Consider the following 15269-nt stretch of genomic DNA (forward strand, 5'->3'; position numbering starts at 1 on the left):
CTGAACAGAAAAATAACCGTGAGATAACGGCAGGTCACAGAGATATGAACGGAGGTTTAAGCGAAAGAGTAAGCAGAACTGAAAGATGATGAATAAAGCGGTATGGCTGACAAACCCAGCCATACCACTGCAATGGTTATTTACCGTAATAACTGACTGTATACAGTGCTTTCACATCTGCCACAGTTGGTTTTCCGGGGTTAGTTAATGTACAAGGATCACCAAAAGCTCTTTCACTCATGCGATCAAGCACTGTTTTGAATTTTTCTTCATTGAAGTCGACTTCATCACAGTCTTTAAAGCAGGTCGGGATATTCATACCGCGATTTAACTCTCTCACCGCTTCAGCCAGATCATCAATACCCAGTAATTTTTCAACCACATCATATTTGTCAGTGGACTTGCGGTTAAATTCAATCACATATGGCAATAAAATGGCATTTGCCAGACCGTGAGTCACACCAAATTCTCCGCCAATTTTATGTGCCAGCGAGTGAACCAAACCCAGTGAAGCATTGGTAAATGCCATACCAGCTAAAGCTGAAGCATTATGCATATTATATCTTGCCTGCATATTCTCAGGATCTTTAAAGGCTGTTTCGATATTTTCAATCACTAAGCGAATCGCTTCAATTGCGTAAGGGTCAGTAAACGATGTTGCTGCAATAGAAACCACAGCTTCCGTCGCATGTGTCAGCACATCCATTCCTGTATTGGCTGTAATGTGTGCAGGCATTTTTTCCGGTAACTTCGGATCAAGAATTGCAATGTCCGGCACCATATCAGCTGCAACAATCGGATACTTAATATGGTTTTCTGTGTCAGTGATAACAGAGAATGCAGTAATCTCAGACGCCGTACCACTTGTGGATGGAATCGCAATGAATTTTGCTTTATTTCTGAGTGGGGGCATCGAACCAACTTCAATGATGTCTTCAAACCTGAGCTGAGGATGCTCATAAAAACACCACATCACTTTCGCAGCATCCAGTGCAGAACCACCGCCAATCGCCACAATCCAGTCAGGTTCAAACTGAATCATCGCTTCCGCACCCCGCCACACTGTAGCAACGGAAGGATTCGGCTCAACGCCATCGATAATGATGCTTTCCATTCCGGCTTCTGCCAGATATTTCTGGCATTGATCAAGAAAGCCAAAACGCTTCATCGAACTTCCACCAGTCACAATCGCCGCTTTTTTTCCCTTTAAGTTTGTTAATTCTGCCAGTGCATCCTCACCATAGATAATGTCACGGGGAATCGAAAACCTCATTATGCTCATAACTTTTCTCCAATAAGTTTCATAAAAAATGATACATAAGGCAGATTATTCTTCCCTCAGACCTTAAGAACATGACACAAATCAGAAAACAATGAACAATAAGACTTAAATCACATATTAGTATGTATTTTGTTAAACAGATCACGGTGTTAACGTTATCAATATCACATTAAAGTGGTTATAAGAACATGATTATCAATAAAAAACAGCAGGCATCTTAGCCTGCTGTAACATTATCATCTGTTATAAGAAGTTAGCGGTTTACTTCTGCCGGATAGAATTCCAGTTCACCATCAGTCACTAAAATGCAATCCATACCGCCGGCGTGTGCTGCCTGTTTCCCCAACAGCGTATCTTCAAATACAACACATTGCTGCGGAGTCAGGGCCATTAATTTACAGGCTTTAAGAAAAGTATACGGATTGGGTTTATGATTATCCACATCACAGGCCGTCACAATCGCATCGAATTTGTTAAGCAGACCGGCATTTTCCAGCAGCAACATCGCATTTGTTCTCGGGCTTCCTGTGCCTAAAGCGATTTTTTTCTTACCCAGATATTGTTCAAGAATACCGCAGGTGGATGGAATACGTTCTCCCGGACAGCCGAGTTCCCTGAATACATTTTGTTTATATGAAGAAACAACGGCGGGATCTAATGAAAGACCAAATCGTCGGTTAATTTCGCTGACGACCTTAATACTCGGCATGCCTCCCATGCTATGAAGCCACTCCGGCAGGAAAGGAAAATCAAAAAATACCGACGTATCTTTCCATGACGCGACATGGCATGGCATCGTATCAATTAACGTTCCATCCATATCAAAAATCAGCCCTTCATACTGCTCTAACTGAATCATGACATCATTCCAACTTCATTCATTGTGATATGTTTTGATAAACTGAATCTCTGTATAGCGCCGCTTAAGCGACCAGAGAATTCAACCATACAACGTTTTGGCAAGAAAAAGTGAAGGTTCTGCTACCTAAGATAAAAAAGGGCCAAAAGGCCCGGATTCTTCATCATTCTACCGCTGATAAAATTGCCTGAGGCGTCTCCCATGTGTATATCCATTCAGAGATATCGCAGCCACAGGGCGTATGCCAGATACGATCCATTTCATGTAAACCACCTAAGTGATCATAAAACTGAATCGCCTTAATATTTTCTTCCGTGACTTCCAGATAAACCCCGGTGTCAGGAAAATAATGCTGTATCCACTCTGTCGCTTCTCTGATAAGTAACTTAGCCAGTCCTTTTCCCTGATATTCAGGTGCAACATGTAAAGACTCAATAATTGACCCTTTATCAAAGTCATGGTTACCAAAGGCACAAATAAATCCACACAGCTGGTTCCCTTCTTCGGCAAGAACCACATGTTGGTTAATCGGCGGGTTGATCAAACGGGTTTGCCAGATCAGGCTACGTTCTTCATCGACTTCGTCACGCAGGTAAACCGCATCCATCACACCCTGATAATTCATACGCCAGCTTTGCGCATGTAATTTAGCGATGCTTTCATAATCACTATATTCAGCTACTCTAATATCCATTTTACAGACCTTTTAACTTCCTGTTCGTCTCTCTGTTCCTGTTCAAACCAGAAAAAAATATAGAAAAAATATCTTTCTGGTCTGAAATATTAACCGGATATTACCGTACGACGGCATTTTTCAATTTGCAAGCAATGAACAGCCCGGATAAACAGATTTAGATATTTCTGCCAGAAAATGACCTGACTACATGAGTTTCTTCGGAATAATCTTTCAATGTTCAACATGAAAAGAAACGATACATAGAAATAAATCGTATAAATAAAGAAATACTTATACCCAAGCAACCTGAAGATGCAGGATTCAGCGTGCAGCCGAAAGGTACAGTTCAAGGAAAGGGAATGCAGGAATGTACCCACCTTTCAAATTCTCTTGACGCAGAAATGTACCTTTCAGCTCACGCCCTGCGGGTGAGTTTGTCAGGCTCTGATACGGCGTGACTGATTTTCAACGTAGAATGACTCTATCTTCAAATCAGTGCCTTGTCTCAAAGCCGGACAAATCTCACTGAAACCTGCATCTTCAGGTTGTTTGGGTATAAAACTCATACTTATTCATCATAAATATAAAATAACCGGGTAACAGATTACCCGGCCTCCTGAATTCTTCGGATAAGCAAAAGAATTCCATCACAAAAAACGAGTTTTGATGCAGTCAATCCATTAAGTGAACATCTTAATCGCTGCTTCAGGCTCTACATAACTCAGATTAAAATTCTCGGCGACTTCTTTACATGTCACCTGACCATGAATCACATTTAACCCTTTCAGGAAACCTGGATCATTCAGCAGGGCTGCCTGATAGCCATTGTCAGCCAAATTCAGAATATAAGGTAATGTGGCATTGTTTAGTGCAAATGTTGACGTTCTTGCTACCGCACCCGGCATATTAGCAACGCAATAATGGACCACGTCATCAACAATATAGGTTGGCGCATCATGCGTGGTCGCATGGGAAGTTGCAAAGCATCCGCCCTGATCAATCGCCACATCAACAACAGCAGAACCTGCTTTCATTTTTGCGATCAATGACTCGGTGACAAGTTTCGGCGCAGCTGCACCCGGAATCAAAACAGCGCCAATCACTAAATCAGCCTGTGTTACGTGTCTTTCTATGGCTTCATTGGTTGAGTACACAACTTTTACCCGCCCCTGAAACTCTTCATCCAAACGGCGCAATGTGTTTATATTTCTGTCCAGCACAGTCACATCGGCTCTCAAACCAACAGCCATACGTGCAGCACTGGCACCCACGACACCACCACCAATAATAACAACTTTTGCCGGCTCAACACCAGGAACACCACCAATCAATAAACCACAGCCGCCTTTTGACTTCTCAAGCGCCTGAGCACCAGCCTGAATGGACATTCTTCCTGCAACTTCTGACATTGGCGCAAGCAGTGGTAACTGATTTCTTTCATCAGTCACTGTTTCATACGCAATACAAACAGCTTTGCTCTCAATTAAATCTTCTGTTTGAGGGAAATCGGGTGCAAGGTGCAAGTAAGTGAACAAAATTTGACCTTCACGCAACATCGCACGTTCAACAGCCTGAGGCTCTTTCACTTTGACAATCATTTCTGATTTTGCAAACACTTCTTCCGCAGTAGAGAGAATTTCGGCTCCGGCAGCGATGTAATCTTCATCTGAAAAACCAATGCCTTGTCCGGCAGTTGCTTCTACATAAACCTGATGCCCATGTATGACCAATTCCCGGACACACGCCGGAATCATACCAACACGATACTCATGATTCTTAATTTCCTTAGGAACACCGACAATCATTCTAATTTACCCCAAATAAGTAGTTAATAACACTGGCTATCGCTTAAATTAGTCAAATTAACAACCAATTAAGACTATATTTGCAGATTTAATCACTAAATATCAATAACTTCTAATGTAAACATGGCAGGAAAAGGTACAAATCGGGATTTAAGTCAGATTTTTATGATAGAAAAGGGCAAATTAACATTCAGTTATGAGATTTAAGTAACAATTAATTTACTAAAAATCTTTTCTTTAACATGAAAAAATCAGAAGGATAGCGGAAAGGATAAAAATTCAGCGGATTTTTACTACAGAACAAGATTCTCAAGACCTCGTACTGATTAATAGTATAGAACAAAATTCTTATAAAGATAAAAAAAGGAGAGCTTGATGCTCTCCTTCAACAATTAATACGCAGACTTTATTGATTAAAGCGCTGCTTTTGCTTTTTCAACAAGCACAGTAAATGCTGCTTTATCAAATACAGCGATATCAGCAAGGATCTTACGATCGATCTCGATAGAAGCTTTCTTCAAACCGTTGATTAAACGGCTGTAAGACAAACCATTCTGACGAGATGCCGCATTAATACGTGCAATCCATAATTGACGGAATTGACGCTTTTTATTACGACGGTCACGATATGCATATTGACCAGCTTTAGTTACTGCCTGGAAGGCAACACGGTAAACCCGTGAGCGCGCTCCGTAGTAACCTTTAGCTTGTTTTAAAACTTTCTTATGACGTGCACGAGCTTGTACACCACGTTTTACGCGAGGCATTCTGCTTCTCCTAAACTAAACGAATAAAAACCAAAAAATTAAGCGTATGGCAACATACGGGCAACTGCAGCAACTTCACATTTAGGAAGTACTGAGTTAGGACGTAGCTGACGCTTGTTCTTAGTTGTACGCTTAGTCAGGATATGACGTTTAGTCGCACGCTTATATTTAATACCACCAGCTGTTTTCTTAAAACGCTTAGCAGCACCTTTGTTGCTTTTCATCTTAGGCATGATGAATCACTCCGCATTGTATCTATGTTTAAAATATGCAATCAGGGCGAACAAAACCCTGCCAGATAAAGCAGGGTTTTATTACTTGCAAGCCACTAATTACTTCTTCTTGGGGGCTAACACCATGATCATTTGACGCCCTTCAATCCGGCTTGGGAAAGACTCAACAACCGCCAAATCAGCAGTGTCCTCTTTCAAACGGTTAAGAACATCAACACCAATGTCCTGGTGCGCCATTTCTCGGCCACGGAAGCGAATTGTTACTTTCACTTTGTTGCCTTCTTCAAGGAAACGGGTCAGGTTGCGTAGTTTTACCTGATAGTCTCCAATATCAGTTCCAGGACGGAATTTTACTTCCTTAATCTGAATCTGCTTTTGCTTTTTCTTCTGCTCTTTTGCAGCTTTGCTCTTCTCAAAGAGGAACTTACCATAATCCATCACCCGACAGACTGGCGGTTCAGCATTCGGGCTGATCTCTACAAGATCCAAACCCGACTCTGATGCTGTTTCAAGCGCTTCAGTAATCGAAACGATACGAGACTCTTCACCGTCTGCCCCGGTTAAACGGACTTCACGTACACCACGAATCTCTCCGTTAATACGATGTTGGTTTTGTTTGGCCTGAACCTGGCCACGTCTTCCACCTTTAATAGTTTATTCCTCCAGATTGAGCTTACGGCTAGAAACTTCTTGCTGAACAAACTGAATAAAATCATCCAGTTTGAACTTACCTAAGTCCTCGCCTTTTCGTGTCCGCACTGCGACTTCACCGGATTCAATTTCCTGGTCACCACACACGAGCATATACGGCACACGCTTCAAAGTATGTTCGCGGATTTTAAAGCCTATTTTCTCATTTCTCAAGTCTGCTTTTGCACGAATACCACATTTTTGTAGTTTTAAAGCAACTTCCTGAACATAATCAGACTGTTTATCCGTGATATTTAAAACAACTGCTTGTTCAGGTGCAAGCCATGTTGGGAATGATCCAGCATATTCTTCAATCAAAATCCCGATAAACCGTTCAAGCGAACCTAAAATCGCACGGTGAATCATCACCGGAATCAGACGTTCGTTATTCTCACCAACATAAGTTGCGCCAAGACGGTTAGGCAAATTGAAATCCAGCTGAACAGTACCACACTGCCACGCACGATCCAAACAGTCATGTAATGTAAATTCAATTTTGGGTCCGTAGAATGCGCCTTCACCATCCTGAATCTCATACGGAATATCCATTGATTCAAGAGATACTTTCAATGCTTCTTCTGAACGGTCCCAAATTTCATCACTACCCACTCGTTTTTCCGGACGGGTTGATAGCTTCACAGCAATATTATCAAACCCAAAAGTCTGATAAGTATCGAATACCATTTTAATACAAGATGTCACTTCCTGCTGAATTTGATCTTCAGTACAGAAAATATGTGCATCATCCTGAGTAAATCCGCGCACCCGCATGATGCCATGAAGCGAACCTGATGGCTCATTTCGGTGACACGAACCAAATTCTGCCATACGTAACGGTAAGTCACGATAAGACTTCAGCCCCTGATTAAAGATCTGCACATGACCAGGGCAGTTCATTGGTTTGATTGCGTAGTCACGGTTCTCAGAGCTGGTTGTAAACATTGCCTCAGCATATTTATCCCAGTGGCCGGAGCGTTCCCAAAGAACGCGATCCATCATCAGTGGGCCTTTCACTTCCTGATAACCATACTCAGTCAGTTTTTCACGGATAAAAACTTCCAGATCACGGAAAACAGACCAGCCATTATGATGCCAGAACACCATCCCAGGCGCTTCCTGCTGCATATGGAATAAGTCGAGCTGTTTACCAATTTTACGATGATCGCGTTTTGCCGCTTCCTCTAATCGGGTTAAATGCGCTTTTAATGCTTTCTTGTCATGAAATGCAGTACCATAAATCCGCTGCAGCATTTTATTATCACTGCTACCACGCCAGTATGCACCAGCAACACTTAATAGCTTAAAGTGCTGACAAAAACTCATGTTCGGTACGTGAGGTCCACGACACATATCGATATATTCTTCGTGGTGGTATAGCCCCGGACGGTCATCACGGGCAACATTTTCGTCCAGAATCTCTATCTTGTACGGTTCACCGCGAGACTCAAAAGCATCACGGGCTTCCTGCCAGCTTACTTTTTTCTTGACAACCTGATACTTAGTCTTCGCCAGTGCCTTCATCCGCGCTTCGATTTTTTCCAAATCTTCCTGAGCCAGGGATTGTTCCATATCGATATCGTAATAAAAGCCATTATCAATCGTTGGACCGATGGCCATTTTTGCTTCAGGATACAACTGTTTCAGCGCATGTCCCAGCAAGTGAGCACATGAGTGGCGAACAATCTCCAGACCATCCACTTCATCTTTAGCGGTAATAATTTCCAAACTTGCATCTGATTCTATTTCATCACATGCATCAACCCGCTGGCCATTAACCCGACCTGCAATCGTGGCTTTTGCCAGACCCGGACCGATAGACTGAGCGACTTCTAAAACTGAAACTGAATGATCGAATTGACGTTGACTACCGTCAGGAAGAGTAATAACAGGCATGATAAATCCTTACAGTGGTGTTGCATACCAGGCAACACTTGCATTAATAAAACTTCTTTATATTTATTGATAAATAACAAAGAACTGAAATCGAGTGAATTAAGTGAATACGTACTAATTGAATACAATTACGGATGTATCCGAAATAATACAAAGCATTATTCTAACGAATGAATTTGAAATCACAACAGATTTTATTCGGGAAAGAAAAGAACATCTGCGACATACCGATCAATATATCGCAGATGTACGGACAAAATTAATGAAGATTAAAGTAACTGATACTTTCGTGAAGATCCTGAGCCAATTCATCTAATTCCGATACGGTATGATGACACTGTTCAATCGATTCCGCAGTTTCTTTAACCATGTTCGAAATCATATCGACATGGCTGGTCAGCTCAGCAGAAGCTTTATTCTGTTCACTTGTCGCGACAGAAACTTCTCTGACCATATCCAGTGTTTCAGAAGAACTGTTGCGGATATCACCAAGCATTTGATTGACCTGATGTGAACTTTCAACACTTTCTTCTACTTTCGGTAAGACTGATTGCAGAGCCTTGGCAACAATGTCTGTATCTTTCTGAATAATATGAATAGTTTCAGTAATTTCAGATGTTGCGGCTTCGGTTCTTGAAGCAAGCGTGCGAACTTCATCAGCAACAACTGCAAACCCTCGTCCCTGTTCTCCGGCGCGAGCGGCTTCAATCGCCGCATTCAAAGCCAGCAGGTTAGTCTGTTCGGCAATGTCACGGATGACATTAACCACATTACCAATTTCATTTGATCGTTCACTCAGTTTATTAAAATCTTCCATTGATTTTTTAATCTGAGAAGAAATCTCATTGATGATTTCACCGGAATGCTTCACCAGCTCTTCACCGTTGGCGCAATAATCAAAAGCTTTTTCAGAATTTTGCTCTGTCTTTTCCGCACTACCGGAAATTTCACCGATACAAATTGACATTTCCTGTATTGAAGCTGCTGTTGACAAAGATGCATCTGAAGAACCGTTAGAGGCGCGGGTAATATTCGCAACCTGATGCTTCAAATCGCTGGTTGCGTTTGATAAATGATGCGAGCCGTCGAGAATACTTTTCACCATTTTCTTCAGAGAGTTCTGCATGATGACTATCGACCCCAGCAGGCTCTCATCATCAAACTTCCCTTCAATATTTTCTGAAAGATCACCTTTCGCAATGCGGTTGGTTACTTCAACGGCATAGATAGGTTCTCCACCCAGACGTTTAAGAATCGATCTGGCGATTAAAAGCACAATTGAAATAACAATGAGAACAATAGCGATCGATATACCGATAAACTTATAAGCAAATGACCAGTAAGTTGCATCCAGATCATCCATATAAACACCGTAGCCAATCACCCAGTTCCAACCCGGTATCTTAGTGACTCCATTGATTTTTACTGTCTTCTTGTTCGTTCCCGGTTTAACATTTTCTCCGACATCGATAATAAAATCTTTATTACGTAACTGAGAAATATGCTTCTGATATGATTTCTGGAACTGCCCTATTTTGTTGGCCCGAACATGGACCCGGGCAATAGAATTATTGTCATTTGACCAAATATAAGAGGCCCCAAAACGCAACCCAGACAGCGCTTCTACAGCTTTCTTCTCAGCTTCTTCTCTTGTGATCAGTCCTTGTTCTTCCTGTTTGACATAAACGCCAACCTGATTTTTAGCAAAACTCAAAACAGATTGAATTTCATGTTTACGACTGTCTATCAGGTTTGAGCGCAATGACTCCAATCCAAACAGACCCAACAAAACAAACCCCAAAGCTATAGAAACAATTAGATAAGCTAGTTGTCTTGAAAGTTTCAAAATGAAGGACTCCTTGTAAAATTCCGAAACACAAAAATGCAACAAAATTCATACCAACATCCAACCGCCAATATGAATAAATATATTAATAGTAGAACCTATTTTACCATTTTGTTATACCAATTAACTTCGATATATAATAAAACATAAACAAATGAGTTGTATTAAATACAATCATTGGTCTTATAAAATAAGATGTAAATCACATGGCATCATACAAAAAAATGATACTCATTCACAAATTCCACATGAAATATTAATAAAATCAATATTATAATTAACATCACCTGACAGAAGCACGAAACAAGCTCAAATTAAGTTTAAATGACAACGCAATTGAGATATTTAAGGCGCTTTTTAGTCATTCACTGAAAACATGAACGATGCATATTTATTCATATTACAAATGAAATTCAAAGAATTGAACGTCGTATTTTACAGAAGGAAAAATATAACAATGTACTAAAAAGAGAAAAACAGAAAGGTTTTCTGGAAAATAACCAGAAAACCTGTTTCAGAAATGTAATTGAATTACAGAAATAACGACACAACCTGGTCTGCGGACACCTTCGATTTCGACTCTGATTTCACGCTCAATTTCCAAACCTTTTCGCACAGGCTTGACTTTCGTCAGTATACTTTTTGCCCGAACACGATCACCAGACTTCACAGGATAAGGAAAACGAACCTGATTCAGGCCAATATTCACCACCATCTTTGCAGTAGGAAATAACGGATTATCAGGGTCAACACTATCTGTCAGCTTAGGCAAAAGCGCTAAGGTTAAGAAACCATGAGCAATCGTTGTCTTAAACGGAGACTCCATTGCTGCCCTTTCCGGATCCGTATGAATCCACTGAGTATCATCAGTCACAGCACCAAACCGGTTAATTCTTGCCTGATCAACTAACATCCATTCCCCGGTATGAATGACTTCGCCAATCTTAACCTCAAGCTCCTCATAAAGTGCCTTGGCTTCCGGTTTCATGATAGTGGGATCATTGGAAACCACATCTTCATTCACCGCGGGCTGGTTAAAGTCTTTTGCCCAGGAGAATAAATGGAAATTATTGGTCTTCGTCAAAAATTCATTCCAGTATTCCCGCATCGCAGGCGGCATTTTCTGAACTAACTCAGCATGCTGTTTACTTAAAATTTCACCACGTTGTTTGAATAATTCGACAACCTTCATTTCAACCCCTTTTCAAAAGAAGAAGTCACTAACAACTTGATTTTGAATCAGTTCATAAGCTTGTGCAAACACTTTCGGGCGTACACGCGTTAACTGAACGATGTTTTTTTATTGTGTTACATAGGGTTAGAAATAAAACATCATTTTATTTACTAATCCATCGATAAAGACAAATCCAGTCAGAGTATATGCTCTTCTATTCTTAATTTACCATCATCAGTACAGCCTATCAGAGAAATAGACCCGATAAATTGCAGTCTTTGCTAGTCTCATAGCATAAATTCGAACAAACTAAATTGAAATGATAATCATTATCATATAGATTGAAAACAGAACAGCATTTCTTTTAACAGGTGGTTATGAATATGAAGTATTTAGTCTCAATCCTTTTCCTGAGTTTGACAGTATTACCGGTATCTGCGTGGGCTAAGTTCAGCGTCGTAACGACCTTTACCATCATTCAGGATATGGCCAAAAATGTCGCAGGTGATTATGCAGATGTGCTTTCTATCACCAAGCCCGGAGCAGAAATCCATAATTACCAGCCTACGCCCAGAGATATTATCAAAGCGCAATCAGCTGATTTGGTTTTATGGAACGGGCTTCATCTTGAGCGATGGTTCCAACGGTTCTTTGCCAATGTCAAATCAGTGCCGTCCGTCGTGGTCACTGAGGGAATTAAGCCAATATCAATCTATGGCGGCCCATATACTGGCAAACCAAATCCACACGCATGGATGTCGCCGGAAAATGCATTAATTTATATCGAAAATATCCGCAAAGCATTGGTGAAGTACGATCCGGAACACAAGGATGCCTACAACCATAATGCAGCGATATATAAACAGCAGATTCAGCAACTCAATCAACCAATTCAACTGAAGATGAATCAAATACCTGAAGAACACCGGTGGCTGGTCACCAGTGAAGGTGCATTCAGCTATCTGGCCAGAGACTATCACCTGAAAGAAGCTTATCTGTGGCCAATTAACGCAGATCAACAGGGAACTCCCCGTCAGGTCAGAACACTCATTGATAAAATCCGCCAGAACAATATTCCGGTTCTGTTCAGTGAGAGTACGATTTCAGATAAACCGGCCAGACAGGTTGCCCGGGAAACCGGTGCGCACTATGGCGGCGTACTGTATGTTGACTCCCTCTCCACCAAAGACGGTCCTGTTCCGACTTATCTGGACCTGTTACGTGTCACAACAGACACCATTGTAAAAGGATTCCGGTTATGAACAGAGCTCATCATACAGTCAGCCTTGAGGCGCATGATGTCAGCGTCATTTACAACAACGGCTTCCGGGCAATCAATGATGTAAACTTTACCCTTCAGGGCGGCACAATCTGTGCGCTGGTCGGTGTCAATGGCGGCGGTAAGTCGACATTATTTAAAAGCATTATGGGGCTGGTCAAAATCTCCGGTGGTGATATTCAGCTTTCCGGTTTACCAATTCACCATGCGCTGAAACAAAATCTGGTGGCCTACGTGCCGCAAAGTGAAGATATCGACTGGGACTTTCCTATCTTAGTCCGTGATGTTGTGATGCAGGGACGATTCGGCTTCATGAATTTCCTTCGCCGGCCTAAAGCAGCAGATAAAGAAAAAGTTCAGCAGGCAATGCACCGGATGGGCATCGAAGATCTGGCGGAACGTCAGATCGGGGAATTATCAGGCGGACAGAAAAAGCGGGTGTTTCTTGCCAGAGCATTAGCGCAGGAAAGCAAAACCATCCTGCTGGATGAACCTTTCACCGGTGTCGACTTCACCACTGAAGAAGCAATCATGGATTTGCTGCGGGAATTAAGAGACGAAGGTCATCTGATTCTGGTGTCGACACATAATCTGGGAAATATCCCCGATTACTGTAATGAAGTTGTATTTATCAATCGTACCATCATTGCCGCAGGTGAGTTAAGCGAAGCCTTTACGCAGAATAATCTGGAGGCCACCTTTGGTGGGGTGCTGAAACATGTCGGTATTCTCGGGGAAACCCTGCATGAAGATGATGACGACAGAACCGTCACGATTCTGTCCGACCATGAAGAACCGGCCGTGTTCTACGGCAAAAACAGTGAAAGTGCCAAACTCATCCGGCGGAAATCCCGCTCAGGGAGGCCTTCATGATTGAATTATTGACTGAACCTTTTGCATATCAGTATATGCAGCATGCAATTCTGGCCAGTGCGATTGTCGGTGGCGTGTGTGCATTTCTTTCAGCATTTCTGATGCTGAAAGGCTGGTCTTTAATCGGAGATGCCCTGTCCCATTCCGTTGTCCCGGGCGTTGCTGGTGCTTATGCGCTGGGACTTCCCTACTCTGCCGGTGCATTTATTGCGGGGTTTCTGGCATCGATCGGGATTGCTTTGCTGCGAACGCTGTCTCATTTAAAAGAAGACGCCATTATTGGTTTTATCTTCACCACATTTTTCGCATCAGGCTTATTACTGGTTTCACTCAATCCAACCTCCGTGAATATTGAAGGAATTATTTTCGGCAATATCTTAACTATCAGCCCTTCAGATTTAATGCAGATGGTGATAATTGCCGTGGTTTCCTTTGCTGTGCTGACACTGCTCTGGAAAGATTTAATGCTGGTATTTTTTGATGAAACCCAGGCGTCTTCCGTTGGCCTGTCCCCCACTGTGCTGAAAGTCATTTTCTTCACTATTTTAAGTGCCTGTACGGTTGCTTCACTGCAAACCGTTGGCGCAATTCTGGTGATAGCGATGGTGATAACACCGGGTGCAACCGCTTATTTATTAACCGACCGTTTTGGCTGGTTACTGATCATTTCAATTTCCATCGGCATTATCAGCTGCGCACTGGGCGCCTACCTGAGTTATTTCCTCGATGGCGCAACCGGTGGTGTAATTGTCGTCATCCAGACGCTGTTCTTTCTGGTTGCATTCTTTTTCGCACCGAAATACGGCATGCTGGCAACCCGGACCAATATCCGTGAAGAAAATAAACGTCAGACAGCCAGCAGACATCAGCCTGGCATCAATCCGAAAATGAGGCGCTTATAATGGATCATATTATTCACTGGTTTCTCGACCCGTTTCAGTTTGAATTCATGCGGCGGGCACTCTGGGCAGGTCTGGCAGTTGGCGCAGTCTGTGCTGTTCTTTCCTGCTATCTGATTCTCAAAGGCTGGTCACTGATGGGAGATGCGATTTCTCATGCTGTTCTGCCTGGTATTGTGATTGCGTATGTTACAGGGATTGCCCTGCCGATCGGCGCCTTTGCTTCCGGACTGACCTGCGCCCTGCTCACCGGCTATATCAAAGAGAACAGCCGGGTCAAAGAAGATACGGTCATGGGTATTGTGTATTCAGGCATGTTTGCTTTAGGTCTGGTGCTTTTCACTAAAGTGGAAACTGAACAGCATCTGCTGCACATTCTGTTTGGTAACATGCTTGGGATTAACGACTATGAGTTCCTGCAAACCGTGATCATTTCTCTGATCGTGTTTGTCATCATTGTGCTGTTCAGAAAAGATTTTTTACTGTACTGCTTCGACAAAAGCCATGCCCGGGTCGTTGGATTACCGGTTGTATTTATTCACTACAGCCTGCTGATTCTGTTATCACTGACCATCGTGGCAACAATACAAGCTGTCGGTGTCATCATGGTCGTCGCGATGCTGGTTTCTCCGGGCATTACCGCATTTGTATTAACCAAACAGTTCAGCAAAATGATGTGGATTGCACTCGCGGTTTCGCTGACTTCTATTGTCGCCGGCATTTTAGTCAGCTTTTATATTGATGGGGCAACCAGCGCCTGTATTGTGCTGGTGCAGGCGGCATTTTTCATCGCTGCACTGACAACATCCAGACTGAAAAACAGGGCCCGTCTTTCTTCGGGAAAGAACACCCTGATTGCAAATTGAAGCCCTTAACTCCGGGATACATTCCCCTGAGATATACCCAAACAACCTGAAGATGCAGGTTGCTTGGGTATAGATCACTCCCGGGTGAGAGCGCTTCAGAACATATCAACTAACCAGACTGCCGGTG

General features: G+C 42.5%; 14 protein-coding genes. 4 read left to right on the forward strand and 10 right to left on the reverse strand.

The window, feature by feature from the left end; all coding sequences use genetic code 11:
* Positions 1 to 136: 136 nt before the first annotated feature.
* The 10 genes from OC443_RS24000 to OC443_RS24045 form a co-directional block, all read right to left on the reverse strand.
* The gene (locus OC443_RS24000) at positions 137 to 1282 is read right to left on the reverse strand and encodes an iron-containing alcohol dehydrogenase (RefSeq protein WP_073584171.1); all 1146 of its coding nucleotides are present in this window, start codon (positions 1280 to 1282) and stop codon (positions 137 to 139) included.
* A 253-nt stretch (positions 1283 to 1535) separates the two neighbouring features.
* Complete coding sequence (locus tag OC443_RS24005) at positions 1536 to 2141, reverse strand: beta-phosphoglucomutase family hydrolase (protein WP_073584173.1); 606 nt, start codon at positions 2139 to 2141, stop codon at positions 1536 to 1538.
* A 163-nt stretch (positions 2142 to 2304) separates the two neighbouring features.
* On the reverse strand, positions 2305 to 2835 hold the full coding sequence (locus OC443_RS24010) for a GNAT family N-acetyltransferase (RefSeq protein WP_073584175.1): 531 nt from the start codon (positions 2833 to 2835) through the stop codon (positions 2305 to 2307).
* Positions 2836 to 3497: 662 nt separating this feature from the next.
* The gene (gene ald, locus OC443_RS24015) at positions 3498 to 4622 is read right to left on the reverse strand and encodes an alanine dehydrogenase (RefSeq protein WP_073584177.1); all 1125 of its coding nucleotides are present in this window, start codon (positions 4620 to 4622) and stop codon (positions 3498 to 3500) included.
* Between the two features lie 413 nt (positions 4623 to 5035).
* Positions 5036 to 5389, reverse strand: a complete 354-nt coding sequence (rplT, locus tag OC443_RS24020; protein ID WP_073584179.1) for a 50S ribosomal protein L20 — start codon at positions 5387 to 5389, stop codon at positions 5036 to 5038.
* A gap of 38 nt (positions 5390 to 5427) precedes the next feature.
* The gene (rpmI, locus tag OC443_RS24025) at positions 5428 to 5622 is read right to left on the reverse strand and encodes a 50S ribosomal protein L35 (RefSeq protein ID WP_073584181.1); all 195 of its coding nucleotides are present in this window, start codon (positions 5620 to 5622) and stop codon (positions 5428 to 5430) included.
* A gap of 99 nt (positions 5623 to 5721) precedes the next feature.
* Positions 5722 to 6273: a translation initiation factor IF-3 gene (infC, locus tag OC443_RS24030; RefSeq protein ID WP_073584183.1), complete on the reverse strand. Its 552-nt coding sequence runs from the start codon at positions 6271 to 6273 to the stop codon at positions 5722 to 5724.
* Positions 6274 to 6276: 3 nt separating this feature from the next.
* Positions 6277 to 8205, reverse strand: coding sequence for a threonine--tRNA ligase (thrS, locus tag OC443_RS24035; protein ID WP_073584185.1), 1929 nt, complete (start codon positions 8203 to 8205; stop codon positions 6277 to 6279).
* Positions 8206 to 8464: 259 nt separating this feature from the next.
* Positions 8465 to 10051: a methyl-accepting chemotaxis protein gene (locus tag OC443_RS24040; RefSeq protein ID WP_073584187.1), complete on the reverse strand. Its 1587-nt coding sequence runs from the start codon at positions 10049 to 10051 to the stop codon at positions 8465 to 8467.
* Positions 10052 to 10565: 514 nt separating this feature from the next.
* The gene (locus tag OC443_RS24045) at positions 10566 to 11243 is read right to left on the reverse strand and encodes a MaoC family dehydratase (RefSeq protein WP_073584189.1); all 678 of its coding nucleotides are present in this window, start codon (positions 11241 to 11243) and stop codon (positions 10566 to 10568) included.
* A 365-nt stretch (positions 11244 to 11608) separates the two neighbouring features.
* Between OC443_RS24045 and OC443_RS24050 the strand changes: the two genes are divergently transcribed.
* Genes OC443_RS24050 through OC443_RS24065 form a run of 4 tightly spaced genes read left to right on the forward strand, consistent with a single transcriptional unit; the run spans position 11609 to position 15142 of the window.
* Complete coding sequence (locus OC443_RS24050; RefSeq protein ID WP_073584191.1) at positions 11609 to 12487, forward strand: metal ABC transporter substrate-binding protein; 879 nt, start codon at positions 11609 to 11611, stop codon at positions 12485 to 12487.
* The gene (locus OC443_RS24055; protein ID WP_073584193.1) at positions 12484 to 13377 is read left to right on the forward strand and encodes a metal ABC transporter ATP-binding protein; all 894 of its coding nucleotides are present in this window, start codon (positions 12484 to 12486) and stop codon (positions 13375 to 13377) included. Before OC443_RS24050 ends, OC443_RS24055 begins: the two co-directional genes overlap by 4 nt.
* Entirely contained in the window at positions 13377 to 14279 is a 903-nt protein-coding gene (locus OC443_RS24060) for a metal ABC transporter permease (RefSeq protein WP_306345645.1), read from the forward strand. Before OC443_RS24055 ends, OC443_RS24060 begins: the two co-directional genes overlap by 1 nt.
* Positions 14279 to 15142, forward strand: coding sequence for a metal ABC transporter permease (locus OC443_RS24065; protein ID WP_073584197.1), 864 nt, complete (start codon positions 14279 to 14281; stop codon positions 15140 to 15142). Before OC443_RS24060 ends, OC443_RS24065 begins: the two co-directional genes overlap by 1 nt.
* Positions 15143 to 15269: the final 127 nt, after the last annotated feature.

Origin of the sequence: Vibrio quintilis, assembly GCF_024529975.1 — a bacterium.
GTDB lineage: Bacteria > Pseudomonadota > Gammaproteobacteria > Enterobacterales > Vibrionaceae > Vibrio > Vibrio quintilis.